This is a genomic window from Flavobacterium jejuense (assembly GCF_006491595.2).
GTDB lineage: Bacteria > Bacteroidota > Bacteroidia > Flavobacteriales > Flavobacteriaceae > Flavobacterium > Flavobacterium jejuense.
The window spans coordinates 1-16,103 of record NZ_VEVQ02000024.1; the positions used below are offsets into that span (position 1 = coordinate 1).

General features: G+C 30.3%; 13 protein-coding genes. 10 read left to right on the forward strand and 3 right to left on the reverse strand.

The genetic code is table 11. The features are described 5' to 3' along the window. The 3 genes from FIA58_RS20640 to FIA58_RS20650 form a co-directional block, all read right to left on the reverse strand. A partial coding sequence (locus tag FIA58_RS20640; protein ID WP_449404292.1) for an immunoglobulin domain-containing protein occupies positions 1–1,000 on the reverse strand: 1,000 nt, incomplete at its 3' end. Between the two features lie 63 nt (positions 1,001–1,063). Then, positions 1,064–2,200 carry an ABC transporter substrate-binding protein gene (locus FIA58_RS20645; RefSeq protein ID WP_140964595.1) on the reverse strand — a complete coding sequence of 379 codons (1,137 nt, stop codon included), beginning with the start codon at positions 2,198–2,200 and terminating at the stop codon, positions 1,064–1,066. A gap of 63 nt (positions 2,201–2,263) precedes the next feature. Next, positions 2,264–2,815 carry a phage tail protein gene (locus tag FIA58_RS20650; protein ID WP_140964596.1) on the reverse strand — a complete coding sequence of 184 codons (552 nt, stop codon included), beginning with the start codon at positions 2,813–2,815 and terminating at the stop codon, positions 2,264–2,266. 270 nt (positions 2,816–3,085) lie between these two features. Here FIA58_RS20650 and FIA58_RS20655 point away from each other — a divergent pair, with 270 nt between their 5' ends. From FIA58_RS20655 to FIA58_RS20700, 10 genes are all read left to right on the forward strand, one after another. Continuing rightward, positions 3,086–3,460: a hypothetical protein gene (locus tag FIA58_RS20655; protein ID WP_140964597.1), complete on the forward strand. Its 375-nt coding sequence runs from the start codon at positions 3,086–3,088 to the stop codon at positions 3,458–3,460. 445 nt (positions 3,461–3,905) lie between these two features. Next, a complete protein-coding gene (locus FIA58_RS21555; protein ID WP_243754718.1) occupies positions 3,906–4,148 on the forward strand; it encodes a hypothetical protein in 243 nt (80 codons plus the stop codon). Next, positions 4,141–4,941: a sensor histidine kinase gene (locus FIA58_RS20665; protein ID WP_140964599.1), complete on the forward strand. Its 801-nt coding sequence runs from the start codon at positions 4,141–4,143 to the stop codon at positions 4,939–4,941. The genes FIA58_RS21555 and FIA58_RS20665 overlap by 8 nt, the downstream gene beginning before the upstream one ends. Before the next feature lie 68 nt (positions 4,942–5,009). After that, positions 5,010–5,693 (forward strand): response regulator transcription factor, encoded by a 684-nt coding sequence (locus tag FIA58_RS20670; RefSeq protein WP_140964600.1) that lies wholly within the window; start codon positions 5,010–5,012, stop codon positions 5,691–5,693. Positions 5,694–5,832: 139 nt separating this feature from the next. Beyond that, a complete protein-coding gene (locus FIA58_RS20675; RefSeq protein ID WP_243754719.1) occupies positions 5,833–7,029 on the forward strand; it encodes an asparagine synthetase B in 1,197 nt (398 codons plus the stop codon). 1 nt (position 7,030) lies between these two features. Further along, positions 7,031–8,719 (forward strand): tetratricopeptide repeat-containing sensor histidine kinase, encoded by a 1,689-nt coding sequence (locus FIA58_RS20680; protein WP_165928972.1) that lies wholly within the window; start codon positions 7,031–7,033, stop codon positions 8,717–8,719. Between the two features lie 7 nt (positions 8,720–8,726). Beyond that, positions 8,727–9,383 carry a LytR/AlgR family response regulator transcription factor gene (locus FIA58_RS20685; RefSeq protein ID WP_140964603.1) on the forward strand — a complete coding sequence of 219 codons (657 nt, stop codon included), beginning with the start codon at positions 8,727–8,729 and terminating at the stop codon, positions 9,381–9,383. 97 nt (positions 9,384–9,480) lie between these two features. Further along, complete coding sequence (locus FIA58_RS20690; RefSeq protein WP_140964604.1) at positions 9,481–11,694, forward strand: LamG-like jellyroll fold domain-containing protein; 2,214 nt, start codon at positions 9,481–9,483, stop codon at positions 11,692–11,694. A gap of 320 nt (positions 11,695–12,014) precedes the next feature. After that, a complete protein-coding gene (locus FIA58_RS20695; protein WP_140964605.1) occupies positions 12,015–13,091 on the forward strand; it encodes a helix-turn-helix transcriptional regulator in 1,077 nt (358 codons plus the stop codon). Between the two features lie 280 nt (positions 13,092–13,371). Further along, a partial coding sequence (locus tag FIA58_RS20700; RefSeq protein ID WP_140964606.1) for an Ig-like domain-containing protein occupies positions 13,372–16,103 on the forward strand: 2,732 nt, incomplete at its 3' end.

The window sequence follows — 16,103 nt, forward strand, 5'->3', positions numbered from 1 at the left end:
CAGTTGTATAGGTTACTGTATAAGTTGCAGGAGTTGATGCAGAAACATCAATCGCACCCGTTGAAGCATTTATAGAAAGACCAGCTGGAGAGCTTGCAAAAGTTCCACCTGCTAAACCAGAAATAGTTGGAGTTGGATCTGAAGCATTCACACAATAAGAAGCTGCACTGTAACTAAAAGAAGCATTGTCTAATGCATTAACTGTTACAGTAATTGATCCACAACTTCCTGGTGTAACACAACCGCCTTCACCACGCACATAATAAGTTGTGCTTGACCCAATAGGAGTTACTACAAAAGAAGAAGTTGATGTTGTTCCTACTAAAGTCCCTCCACAAGAACCTGTATAAATTGCCCATTGTGTAGCATCATTTAAAGTACCAGCAATGTTTAATGTTGTTGAGTTACCTGTACAAACAGGGCTAACTGAAGCTGTAACAGTTGGTACTGTTGGATTTGTACATGGAGGTGTTACAGCTGTCCAATTTATATTATCAATACCTAAATTTGATAGATCAGTGCAACTAATTACAATTTTATCAACATCATCAAAACTTGAGTTGGAATTGAAAATATTACTAAAACCAGGATTTACATCATAAGTTTGTGTACCTGTGCTTATTCCATTTTTAAATCCTTCAATCGATAAGTTGTATGTAAATGCAAAGCACGTAAAATAATTATCAAAATTAACTGTTCCTAAATTAATTTCATTCCCACTTTGGGTTTCTATTGTCCAAGTAGTTTGACTACTCACTCCAGCGGTCATATGGTTAAAACCTGTATTTGAACAAAAAGGGTCTGTTGTTCTATAAACATGAGTTGTAGGGCTTCCTCCACTAAGAGTAAAAACAAAGGTTTCACCGTTGTTTAATATGCTATAAGGATTACCATAGGAAGCACCATTGGTATGACCCTGATCATCAAAAGTAATAAGTTGTGCTTCAACTGAAAATGCTCCTAAGAGAATTAACATAATAATAAGTAATTTTTGTTTCATAAGATTGTTGTTAAAATAGTTATAAAGATACTGATACAATTGTTTAAAAGTTGTTTTTAAATTTTATTGACATAAGTAAGGCTGAAACCATCCGCTATATCTTTGTTCATTTATAGATTTTAAAATTAAATCATTTCGATTTTCTATTTTATTAATTGATAAATGTTGAATTGTATTTCCTTTATCATCTAATGTGAAAACATGGTTGTCAAATTGAGTTATACCTAATCCAATTGAGAAGTCAACTTTTCCTCTAGGGCCTTCAAAGGTGTTATTTTTAATTATTTCAAATTGATTTAATCCGTTTTTTGACCATGAAGGTTTATTAAATCCGAGGGCAATTGACATCCCACATTCATAACCTAACAATGAAAAATAATTAGCTTCTTTACCTGTAAATTCTTTTAATTCTGATGTAAATTTGTCATTTATGTGATTCTTTAAAGATTTGTCCCAACTACAAACATTAAAAATATTTTTTGGTAACCCATCTACATTACTTACTATTTCTTCATTTAGCATTACTCCAGATGTAACAATTGGGAATAAACCGTTTTCAGAGGATTGAACTAATTTATTTAAAAAACTTATCGCATCTCTTTCAGAATATAATAAATAAAGAAAATCAGGATTCTCTTCTCTTACTTTTTTCATAAAGGTAGAAAAATCATTTGGATCTGGGTTAAAATCAGCTATTTGATTAAATACAATTTCTCCCTCATTTTTGATAACTCCATCTACAAAAGACTGATATAATTGGTAACCGGCTTCATAAAAATAAGAACCATGTGCAACTTTTTTTCCAAATTTTTTTATTCCAAAGGAAGCGGCTGAAAAGGCAGATTCCCATAAGTTCAAAGAGTTTATTAGTACGTAGGGAGAATTTATTTTAAAAATAGGTAAATTAGCTCCCATATTAGTTATAATAACCGGTCGCTGTAGTGCTTTAGTTGTATTCGCTATTTCATCAGTGAATATGGGATTTGCGAAAACAATATTTAAATCAACTTGATTTTGCAAGACCATTTTATTTAATTCATTTGTAATTAAATCTTTATTTCCACCATTTTCAATACCTTGATATAAGATTTCAATGTCTTCACTTTTTTGCTCCTTAAAAGCCAATCGTAAACCAGACATAAAATCAATAGATAATGTTGGATAGATTTTGGATGTCGGAAGAAGTAAACCTAATTTCATTTTATTTTATTTATGCTAAAAGGTCGTAATTCAAATAATTACGACCTTCTTTATAGTCTTTAATTAGTTTCTAGAAGGAAAAATACCAACTAATGCAATTATAAATTGTACAGCACACCATGGTTGTACTACACTAAAGGGAATATTTCCTCCTGTATTTCCAACAGTAACTTCTACACCGTTTGCGGCAAGTAGGGTATTGTTTCCATTACTAGTATAAATATTAGATCCACCAGTACCAGATAAGTTTGCTCCATTTGGATTACTAGTAGTTGCTCCACCACTTGGAGGAGTAAATGAAGCTTTAATTGTTCCTGTTGCTATATGACTATGAGATGGTATATTGGTTATATTTAAATAAACTTGTTCATGACCACCACCTGGACCTTGATTGTAATTTGATAATCCAGGACCAGTACCTGGTTGAATAGGTGTTCTACCTCTCATATCTGGTAATGCAAAAGTTGTTCTACCATCACCTCCGTACATTGTGCCAATTAAAGAAAATAAAGCTGTGTTTTGGGAAATTGGTAGCAATTGACCTTCACATTTTGCCCAGCCTCTAGGAGCAAAATTACCACCGAACATTACAATTTGTGCAATAAATGGATCCATAGTTTTTTGTTTTTTTAGTTATTTTATTATATTCTCAATAATAAAATGATTAATAAATGATTTGTTTATAAATATTGGTTAAAAGCGTTATTTTTTATAAAAGTAATAAAAAAAACAGATATTTTTAACAACCTTTTATTTACAATGCTAATTTAAAGATTCTATTTTAACTGATACCCCGTAAAAATACCTGTTTTTACTTCTAGGTAATTATTTATCCATTTTTAACACTAAATTTGTCTCAAACAAAACAATTTAATATTTTTTATTATGGCAAACGACATACAAAAAGAATTACCGAAAGATGCAATTCCTTTAGAAGTTGCTCAAGAATGGGCATCAAATTGGAATAAATATGGGACGAAGTATTTAGAAAATAATCAACTAAAAGCTTTTTTAATTCCAGCAGCTGATATAAAAGGCATAATAAGCAATGACGATACCTATCATATAAGAGGATATTTAGGTTTAGAAAAAGTGAGAGACGGAGTTTTTGAACCACATATGTTAGTGGTTGGTGTTACTGAAGAAGGAAATGATATGATTAATTATGATCCTAAAAATGGGAAAATGTATTTTGTTTATGATTTTTCTTTGCCATGTCCTAGTACATGTGATACAAGTAGCCCATTATTCATGAAATAGAGTTTATAAAAACAAACAGTTGTGAGACAGTTAATTAAATAATTTAATTTTGATATTAGAAATTTTAGCATATTCAGGTAATATAATTCTATTAGTAAATTCTATTCTTTTTTTTAAGGTTTGTTTTAATGAAAACAAGGCTTGTAAAATTTTTAGTTTTTACCTATTGGTAATGCTTATTATTCAAGTTTCAGTTATTATTCTACGATCTCAAAATATTCCCAATCTTTATCTGTCTCATTTCTATTTTATTTTACAATTTCTCATATTAAGTTTATTTTATTTTCAAATTTTTAATAATTCCTTACAAAGGAGAATTATTAAAATTTCAGTACCTTTATGTTTAGGAATACTAGGAATACAATATTACTTAAATATCGATTTGTTTGATAAATTTAACTTGTTTGAAATTTTTATAACTTCTTTTCTAGTAATCATTTTTTCAATGTTTCATTTTTATAATATTTTAAATGAAAAAAGAGTATATTATTATATAAATACAGGAATATTTATTTATTTATTTGGAAGTACTTTTTTATTTATTACAGGTAATTTAATTAATACATTGACTAATGATTTTAGAAATATAATATGGATTCTTAATGGAGTACTTTATATTGTTTATCAGATTTATATCTTTATAGAGTATAAGAAGACTTTTTTAAATAAAAAAGCAGATAATGAATAATGAAACATCTACAGAGTTAGAAATAATATATACTGTAATATATGCTTTTGTTGCTTTTTTGATGATGACTGTTTCAGTTTTAATTTTTATCTATTATTCTAGAAAAAAAATTATTCAACAAGAGTTTGAAAAAAAAGATTTGGAATTAAAATATCAAAAAGAAATGCTCAATGCAGCTATTCTTACTCAAGAGAAAGAAAGAAAAAGAATTGCTCGAGATTTACATGATGATATTAGTTCAAAAATAAATATAATTTCATTAAATAGTCATTTTTTAACGGTTGCTAATTTATCTGAGAAAGAGATAAAACAAATAACATCTAATATTATAGATGTTTCTGCAAAAGTTTTAGAAAGCACTAGGAGAATTTCTCATGATTTATTACCTCCTATTTTTGAAGAATTTGGAATTCACGTTGCAATTGAAGAACTTTGTTGTAATTATTCAAAAGCGGATAACCTTGTAGTTACTTATAATAATATTTTTAAACAAGAAATTTTCGACGAGATTGATAAGAGGAATCATTTACATCTTTTTAGAATCTTACAAGAGTTAATAAATAATTCCATAAGACACGGTTTGGCAACAGAAATTAATATTGATTTTGAAAAAAAGAAAAAGAAAAGAGTTTTAAAGTACAAAGATAATGGTAGTGGTTTTGATACAGAAAAAACAAATTTTAAAAAGGGATTAGGAATGAAAAACATTGAAAGTAGAGTAGAATTTCTAAATGGAGAATTTAAAATAACTAGTGTAATTAACCAAGGAGTACAAATAGTTTTAAGTTTTTAAAAAAAACAATTACTTATTTTTAAAGGACGTCCTATATTAATAAGAGATTAGTTAAAAATCTATCTACAATGAACACTATAAAAATTATTCTAGCAGATGATGAACTTCTTTTTAGAAAAGGAATTCTTTTTATGCTAGAACGGGAAAAAAATATAGAAATAGTTTACGAAGCTTCAAATGGTGATGAATTAGTTAAATTCTTAAATAAAAATCAAGATAATCTACCAGATATTATTTTAATGGATTTAAAAATGCCTTTATTAAATGGAGTAGAAGCAACAAAAAAAGTGCATAAAAAATTTCCAGATGTTAGAATAATTGCTTTAACAAGTTATGATACAAAACCTTTTATAATAAATATGATTCAAGAAGGAGCATGCTCTTATTTAGTCAAGAATGCTTCTCCAAATGAAATGATCAATACTATTAATGAAGTGGCCTCTAAAGGGTTTTATTATAATGATTTAATTATGAATATTATTCATGAAGGATTGATTTTTGGAAACAAAAAGACCAAAAGTAGTTTTGATGAAGAATATTTGACAACTAGAGAAAAAGAAGTTTTAGAACTTATTTGTGAACAATTAAGTACAATTGAAATTGCAGAAAAACTTTTTATCAGTCCAAGAACAGTTGATGGACACCGAAATAACTTATTATTAAAAACAGAATCTAAAAACATTGCAGGCTTAGTGGTATATGCAATTCAAAATAAGGTAGTGACCATAAAAAACATTACTAATAAGATATAATGTATTTTTCATTGTATTTACAATCATTATAATTGTATTTCTTATCTTTGGGGAAACTGTTATAACATTGAAAAAAATTATTTACATATTCTTTTTCCTTACATCCTTTTCTGCAAAGGCTTCATTTCTTTTGTTGCCAATGGAAGCAGAAGGTCAGCAAAATCATTTAAAAGCCTATGGTATCACCTATTGGGCTTTAGATAAAAACTATAAAGTAAGTTGGCTTTTGAATTACAGAGGAGGTTCTTTTCTTTTACCAGATGATAATGCCATTAGAAGAGAATGTCAAATTAGAGGAGTTACTTTTGAAATCTTATCCGATGGAGCTGCAAACAATATTCTAGAAGAAATTAGCAGTCCATCTCAAAATATGGAAACGGTTGTTTTAGAAAAAGCACCTAAGATAGCAGTTTATACACCAAAAGGGAAGCAACCATGGGATGATGCAGTAACAATGGTTTTAACTTATGCAGAAATTCCTTACACTGAAATATATGATGAAGAAGTTTTAACGGATCAATTACTTTTGTACGATTGGCTTCATTTGCATCATGAAGATTTTACTGGACAATATGGGAAGTTTTTTGGAGCTTATAGAAATGCGCCTTGGTATATAGAACAAAAAAAAGATGCTGAAAATTTAGCAAATAAGTTGGGATATAATAAAGTTTCAGAAGAAAAGTTAGCTGTAGCTATAAAAATACGAGATTTCGTTATAGGAGGAGGATTTATGTTTGCTATGTGTTCTGCTACTGAAACTTTTGATATTGCACTTTCAGCAGAAGGTGTTGATATTTGTGAGCCAATGTTCGACGGTGATGGAAGCTCTTCTAATTATCAATCAAAAATTGACTACACTAATTCTTTTGCTTTCAAGGATTTTATATTAGAAAGACAGCCAACTGTATATGAATTTTCTGATATTGACACTTCCAATGATAGAGGGAAAAATAAGATAGTTCCATTTGAAAAAGATTATTTTACTTTAATGGATTTTTCAGCAAAATGGGATCCAATTCCAACGATGCTTTGTCAAAATCATACTCAATTAGTAAAAGGTTTTATGGGACAAACAACTGCTTTTTCAGGAGATAGAGTAAAAGCAAATGTATTAACTTTGGGAGAATGTAAAATTAATGGAGAAGCAAGGTATATTCATGGAACTAAAGGAAAAGGAATGTTTACTTTTTATGGAGGACATGACCCTGAAGACTATCAACATCACGTTGGTGATGCTCCAACTGTTTTAGATTTGCATCCAAATTCTCCAGGGTATCGCTTAATTTTGAATAATGTTTTATTTCCTGCAGCTAGAAAAAAGAAACAGAAAACATAACATGAAGTATTTTCTTTTTGTATTATGCTGCTTCCATTTTTCTTTTCCCCAAAATAATGCCTTAGTAGATGATGGAGAAAAATTGATTTATGAAAATAAATTGGATGAAGCTATCATTTATTATACTAAGCAATTAAAAAAAACTACTAAAGAAGAGCAACAAATAGAGGTGCTTTTTGGTTTAGCTGATGCTTATAGACTTCAATTAAATTTCGATAAATCCAATCAATATTATTCAGAAGCATATAAAATAATAAAAAACACTAATAATATACAATTAGAGTTTTTGTATCATGTAAAAATGGCAGAGTTCTACAGAAAAAGAACAATGTTTATCAAATCTGTAACTCAACTTGATAGAGCAGCTGTTATTCTAAAAAAAAATAAAATTGAGAATCTTTATTTAGCTAAATATTACAATCGGAAAGCAGCACTTTTCACGGAACATTTTCATAGCCAAGATTCTACTCTTTTATATGCAAATAAGTCCCTAGACTTGGCAAAAAAACTTAATGATAAGGATAATGTTTTTTATTCTCTACTTGAGATTGCAGGTGTTTATGAACGTAAAAAAGAATATGAGACTTCCATACGTTATTTAGAAGAAATAATCCAATTTGCTAAAAGTAATAATATGCAACAGCAAGAAGCTGATGCCTATATCAGCTATATTATGGCTTTAGCAAGAAGTAATCAATTAGAAAAAGCGTTGAATACTGCTTTATATGCAGCTAGTTTTTCTAAAAAGCACAAATTATTTTATAATGAAATTATTTTTAATGAAAATATTCAAAACTTGTATTTTAGATTGCATAATACAGAAAAAGCATATGAATATTTAAAACACAGATTAGAACTTACAACTAAGTATAACGACATAAAAAAAGAAGAATTAGTTTTAAACTTAGAGGCAAAATACAAGCTTAAAGAAAAGGAACATGAAATAAAAATTAATAATTTAAAAATTGCCAATAGTAATAAAGAACTAGAAAATAACAAAGTGCGATTTTATATCATTACGGGACTTTTCTTAGTTACCATTTTAATTACATTATTAGTTGCCTATTTTTTGAAACAGTCCAACCAATCTAATAAAAAACTTCAAATTTTATCGGAACAAAATGAATTTCTACTAAGTGAAGCGAATCATCGTATTAATAATAATCTTCAATTAATTGTTATTCTAATTTCAGATCAACTGAACAAACTTCCTGAAAATGAAGCACAAGAAATTAAAAAAATTCTTAAAAAGGTAAACTCAATAGCTACATTACACAGACATCTTTATCAATCTAATGATAAAACAAAAGTAGATAGTTATAAGTATCTAAACGATATAAAATCTAGTTTTTCTGACCTATTTACTGAAAATAATATTGCAACACATTTTATAATCAATGAGATAGCAATACCAACAGATATGGCTATGTATTTGGGATTATTACTGACAGAACTTATTATAAATTCTATTAAACACGCTTTTGAAAATCAAGAATATAAAGAAATTAAATTTAATCTAAAAGTAGAAAATGCAGTCGTTTATTTTAACTATTCTGATAATGGAACTAAGTTAAAAGGAGAAGGTATTAAACTTAAATTAATCGATAAATTATGCAGACAATTAAAATTAGAATACACTATAAATACTATTAACGGTTTTTCTTTTTCGTTCCAAAAACAATTAAACTAATTTGATAATGTTAAATACCAAAATACTAATAGTGGAAGACGAGGTTTTGATCGCTGATTATATTGCAGAACTATTAGAAGAAGAAAAGTTTACCACTATAAAAATGGCTCATGATGAAGAAGTAGCTACATTTTTAATGGAAACTTTTATTCCAGAAATTATTTTAATGGACATTAATTTAAATGGTAAAAATTCAGGAATAGAATTAGCAAAATCTAAAAAAGGAAATACTAAAGTGATATTTTTGACGGGTCAGTATGATTATAAGTTGATGAATGATGCCTTACAAACAAATCCAGATTCTTATTTAACAAAGCCCATTAAAAAACAAGATTTAATAGCAGCCGTTAATTTAGCCATTATAAAACTACAAACTAATTTTATAATCATTAAAGATGGTTATAATGATGTAAAAATAAACTTAGACGATATTTTATTTGTTAAAAGCGATGGTAATTATATTGATTTACAACTAATTAATAAAAAATACGCTATCCGAAAATCATTAGATGCTTTTTTAGAAGATATTCAATCTAAAGATTTTATAAAGATTCACCGTTCTTATATTATAAATCGCACTAAAATTTCAAAGAAAAACAGTACTTCCGTTTTTATAAACGAAATTGAAATTCCCCTCTCAAGAAACCTCGATTTTGAGTTGTAATCTACGTTCGTATACAAAGTTCTGCATTTCGTAACATTCTTTTTATTTAAAGTATAGTAAAAAATACTTTTGTTTCATTAACCAATAATATTGTTTTATGAAACAAATTTACCTTTCTTTTTTACTGACAATTTTCAGTGTTTTTTTATCTTTTTCTCAAATAGCAACCCATTTAAATTTTGATGGAGTCGATGATAAAGTAGTCATCACAAATGAATCAAATTTTGATTTTACGACTGCTTTTTCAATGGAAGCATGGATTCGTGTAACTTCTTTTACGCAAGATTGGCAAACTGTTATTTCTAAAGGACAAACTGGTCCAAGAATTCATCGTTATGCCAATACTGATTTTATTGCATTTGGTACAGGAGGAAACGATGATTTAGCTTCAACAGTTTCGGTTAACGATGGAAATTGGCATCATATTGCAGCTACATTTGACAATGGTATTAAAACACTATATATTGATGGGGTTTCACAAGGAACTCAAATTGTAGGAACAATATCAGAAACAAATAATGACAATGTAAGAATAGGCAGTCAATCAACTTTTTACACTCCTGTAAGAGCATTTCATGGAGATATAGATGATGTTCGTTTTTGGAATTTGGCTAAAACAGAGACAGAAATTAATGAATCCAAAAACTGTGCTTTACAAGGTAATGAAACAGGTTTAGTAGCGTATTATAAATTTAACCAAGGTAATGATGGTGAAGACAATACTTCAATTACAACAGTTACAGATGCTACTTCTAATGCAAACAACGGAACGCTTGTAAACTTTTCATTAAATGGTACAACATCAAACTTTCTATCTGGAACCGCTCCTGTGCCTAACATTACTTATACATTTATAAAAACCGATGTTTCTTGTAATGGTGATTTAGATGGAAGTATTGTACTAACTATATCTGGTGGACAAGCACCTTATACTTGTATTTGGAGCACCAGTGATACATCTAGCAGTATTAATGGTTTAATGTCTGGAACTTACTCTTTATTAGCCATAATAGATGCAAATGGTTGTACTATTCAGGGTTCGGATAGTTTTGTTCCTTTAACAAGTATAACAATAACAGAACCATTACCTTTAGGTAGCCCAACAGTTACAACTCCAGTGGTATATAACCAAGGAGATACTGCAACTGAATTAACAGCTACAACAGGAACAAATGGTTCAGGTTTAGTTTGGTATACAACTGCAATTGGAGGTTCAGCCATACCTACACCAACACCAAGTACTGCAACAGTAGGTTCTACATCATATTGGGTTTCAAGTAGTAATGCAAATGGTTGTGAGAGCGCAAGAACAGAAATTGTGGTTAATGTACTGGCACCAGCCACTCATTTAAATTTTGATGGAGTAAATGATTATGTTGATTGTGGAAATGCGTCTTCATTACAAATATCAGGAACTCAAATTACCTTGCAAGCTATGATTTATCCTACAAGTTGGAGAACTCAAATTTTTGAAGGTAGTGTTCTTGTAAAAGAAGGAACAAACGGAGATGGTTATTGGCTTCGTGTAGGTGACGGTGGAAAAATAAATGCAGCTTTTGGCAATGGATTTGGAGCTGTACAAGTAAATACAACTAGTGCTTTAAGTTTAAATACTTGGCAACAAATTACGGTTACTTATGATGGTATTGCAATTAAAATATATGTAAATGGTACTATAGTAAATTCTACTAATAGTAGTTTTTCTATAGTTAGTACTACATCAGAATTATACATTGGATCATCAAAAGGATATACTACTAGACATTTTCCAGGTAGTATAGACGAAGTTCGTATTTGGAATAAAGCACTAACGGCAACAGATATTACAAATACTATGAATTGTGAACTACAAAGTACTGAAACTGGTTTAGTTGCTTATTATAAATTTAATCAAGGTAGTAATGCTGAATCTAATACAGGTATTGCAACTTTAACAGATGCTTCTGGAAATGCTAATACCGGAACTTTAACTAATTTTGATTTAATAGGTACAACATCTAACTGGTTGGCGGGTTCTCCAATTACAACAGGAAACACATGTACTGATTTAACATTAAGAAATACAAATTTTGAAGTAGCTAACAACATTAAAATGTATCCAAATCCCGCAAACAGTTTAATTTATATTGAAGTGAATAACTTAACAAATGCAACATTACAAGTTTTGGATATTACAGGTAAAATTTTAATGAATCAATCGTTAAATACAAGTTCTAATAATGTTGATGTTTCTCAATTACCAACTGGTTTGTATTTGTTTAAAGTATCTTCTAATGAAGGAACTACAACAAGTAAAATAGTGAAACAATAAAAATGAAAAAGATATTCCAAAAATATAGATTAGCAATCCTACTTTTTTTGTTATATGCTTCTCTACTTTTAATAGGAATATTTGTCTATAAATTATAGTAAAATGGCTACCTGTGCGTGGTAGCCATTTTTTACTTTTAAAGTAAGGAGTGAATAGCTTTTAAATGTTAGGATATAATTTGCAATAAAAGTATTAGTGTTTTTACCATTCCTATAAAAAGTACTACATTTCGTATCAGCAGAAAAATACTATTCTTAAATACTATATTTATGATTTTTATAAATCAAAAAGCAATCCAATTTATTTACAATTAAGAAGAGATGAACCTATCTAAATGGTTACAGTTCGCAAAGCCTAATTTTAATTTTTTTAATGATGGCTTTTTTGAATTTCCTTATTTGGCAAATTCCCCCGAATTATTTATTAAATCTACCATTAAATCTCTTGGAAGTAAACATGTACCAAAAGATCAAGCTGTTTATCGAAACAATCCTTTTATAAAAGGAGAAATGCGCTATCGAAAAATAGACGATGGTTTGTGGCTTACGATTACTAATATTGAATTTAAACACAATGCAGTAATAAAATCAGTGTACGATGAGAGTATCCCAAGTGAGCATTATTCTGTTACATTTACAGTTTTTGAAAGCAAAGTTAAACTTCAAAACTCGTTTATAGATAAAGTACCCTTTTTTAATAAATTTTGGGGTTTTAAAAAACCAGGGACAGATGTGGGTGCCAGTTTTTATAAAGGTTCTAAATGCCAATTTTTTATTTTTTATATGAGTCCAAGTTGGTTAGAAAAACACGTACCACTTGACAAGTTAGATTCAAAAATTCCATTTAAAATGTTTTTGGATTCTGATAAAGGTTTTATTTCCTATCAAGACATTGTACCTAATGCAGAAGAATTAGCTCATGAAATTTTACATACTTTTAAAACCTTTAAGGACAATATTTTTAGTGAAACTATATTAAAAGCGCAAACTTTAAGCTTAATTTCCACTTTTTTTAAGAATGCTTTTGAAGATTTAAGAACCGAAGGTTATCAAAAAAAGGGTGCAATAGATTATAAATTAGTTGCTAAATGCGAAAGTATGATTGCAATTAACTTGCATTCACGGTTCATAGGTATTGATGCTCTTGCTCAAAAGCTAAATATATCTCCTACTAAGCTAAAATCTGACTTTAAATCGGTTTATGGTACATCAATTTTGCAATATGTTATCGATAAAAAAATGCAATTGGCTATGCAACTGATTCTCTCAACTGAAATGCAAATTAAGCATATTGGGAATCAAGTGGGTTATGACAATCCTAGTAAGTTTAGTGCTACATTTAAGAAAAAATATGGCAGACTTCCTTCTGATTTTAGTACCGACAGTGCTGTAAATTAATTTTGTCTTTTCTTATTTAAATAAGTAGAAAGTCTATAAAGTCGAAAATCCTAACATTCAAAGTCTAAAATTAAAACATGATAGCTCTTTATTTTAGCATATAAAATAAGTTGCGCGACTATTTTTTTTTTGACTTTAAACTTTAAGGCTTTCCAACTTTCAACAAATTTTAAAATCTGTCCGAATGGGCTATCGATTAGTCTTATTGGGCTACTCGATTGTTTTTTTTTGATATAATTTTGCCGTTTACTTTTTTAGTTACTTTATTTTAAAAAAAATTATGAAACAGAAACTCTACTTTTTATTGTTAGTCATATTGTATCAGTTTAATACTTTTGGGCAAACAGGAACTCACCTAAACTTTGTGAATAGAACTACGACTACTACACAAGGGCCAGATTTAATTGAAATACCATATTTTGCAAGACCAGAAGCTTTTACTATTGAAGCTTGGGTAAGAACAACCGGGACGGATAATATTCCAAAAACCATTTTTTCTTGGAGTGACAATTTAAATGGAGGTTTTAGATATTCATCATTTACAATAAATGACCAATATATTCAATTTACGGCAAGCAATGACAATACTTACGAAGGTGCAACTAGTTCAGGACTAACTAACACTTCGTTTAATGTAAATAATGGACAATGGCATCATATCGCAGTTGTAAAAACCAATGCAACATCTGCTAATATAAAATTTTATATTGATGGCTTATTGATTCCAACATTTGTTGGTTCAGGTTTTACTGATTATATCTCAATAAATTCTAATGCTAATACAACGATGATAGGAGCTGTTGAATTTGGAACAAATAATGGAGCCAATACTGACATACAACAGGGTTTTACTGGTGACATGGATGAATTACGTATTTGGAATATAGCAAGAACTGACGAAGAAATTGCTCGTACAAAAAATTGTGAATTACAAGGTAATGAATCGGGTTTAGTATCCTATTATAAATTTAATCAAGGAACAGCAGCTGGCAATAATACTAGTATTACTTCAGCTACTGCAACTACTGGAAGTAACGGAACCATTTATAATTTTATTGCAACTGGCGCAACTTCTAACTTTGTATCAGGTTCGCCACTTGTTTCTGGTGTTATTATGCCTAGTCCTCTAACAGGAGTTGCTATAACACAAGCTTATTGTGCTAATAGTACTGTGGCAAATTTATTTCCTGCTTCTAGCTCAACTACAAAATGGTTCACTTCAACGAGTGGTGGTTCAGCATTAGCAACCACTGCAAATTTATCAAATGGCACTTATTATGTAGCCAATGTTAACGCAAATGGTTGTGAAAGTGCTAGAGTTGCAGTAGCAGTAACTATAAACCCTATACCAACTGCACCATCAGCTGCTACACAAATTTTATGTGGTAGTGCAACAATTGCCAGTTTAATTCCAGCAGCTAGCTCGGCCATCAAATGGTATGATGCAGCATCAGGAGGATCTGCTTTAGCAACAACAACAACAATAACATCAGGAACTTATTATGTTTCTGAAACGAATGCAAATGGTTGCGAAAGTATACGAACAGCGGTAACGGTAACAATTAATACTATTCCAACTGCACCAACGGCTTCGGCTCAAACTCTCTGTAGTGGAAAAACAGTTGCCGATTTAGTTACCACATCTGGCACAAATATTAAATGGTACTCAGCTGCAACAGGTGGAACAGCTTTGGCTAACACCACAATATTAACAGCAGGAAACTATTTTGCTTCACAAACTGTAAACTCTTGCGAAAGCACAACTCGTACATCAGTTGCGGTAACGATAAATCCATCACCAGCAGCTCCATCGGCAAATGCACAAACTTTTCTTACATTAGCAACTGTAGCTGATTTGGTTACCACATCTGGCACAAACATTAAATGGTATTCAGCCGCAACAGGTGGAACTCCATTGGCAAACAGTATCTCATTAACAACAGGTAACTATTTTGCCTCACAAACTGTTGGAACATGCGAAAGTGTAAGAACACAAGTAGCGGTTACTGCAAATGTTTCTATAGCCGTAGATGCTGGTCCAGCAACAGCCACATTTTGCACCAATGCTATTAGTGCCATCACGGCAGTGGCATCAACAACAACAACAAATAATTTTCAAGGTAATTTTGCACCAAGTAATTGGACATTTTCCAACAATAATAACAATGGTAACGTAAATACTACAAGTGCGCCAGGTAGTATTATACTTAGTTGTATTAAAAATAACTCCGGTAATACTGGTAATAGTAATTATTCGATTACAAAGGCTGTTCCTTTAACTGTTTCTTTTAATTGGTCATGTGCTGGGTTTCCATCTAGTGAATACCCTCGTATTATAATCGGCAATGCCGGTGGTTTTTTGCAAGGGTTTTCAACCGTTGGTGGTTTTAATCAATCAGGAACAATGACCGTGAATGTACCTGCAGGACAGAGCCTTGCTTTTGATATGTATTCGCGAGCTAATTATGGTGATGGAAGTGTGACAATAAGTAACTTAGTAGTAACTAGTGGTGCAACCTATTCGTGGGTAGCAACTAATGGTGGGTCTATAACTGGTGCTTCTAACACAGCAAGTGTTACGCCAGCAACTTCGGGTACTTATACAGTAACTGCCACAAACATTAATGGTGTAACTGCTACAGATAATGTTGTGGTAACAATAAACCCTGTACCAACAGCACCAACAGCTTCGGCACAAACTTTATGTGGTAGTGCAACAATTGCCAATTTAATTCCAGCAGCTAGCTCGGCTATCAAATGGTATGCTACATCATCAGGAGGGTCTGCTTTAGCAACAACAACAGCAATAACAACAGGAACTTATTATGTTTCTGAAACTATAAATGGTTGTGAAAGTTTACGAACTGCGGTAACAGTAACAATTAATACTATTCCAACAGCACCAACAGCTTCAGCACAGACCTTTTGTAATTTTGGTACAGTTGCAGATTTAGTTGCCACAGGTTCAGGATTAAAATGGTATGCTGCTTCAACAGGAGGAACAGCGTTAGT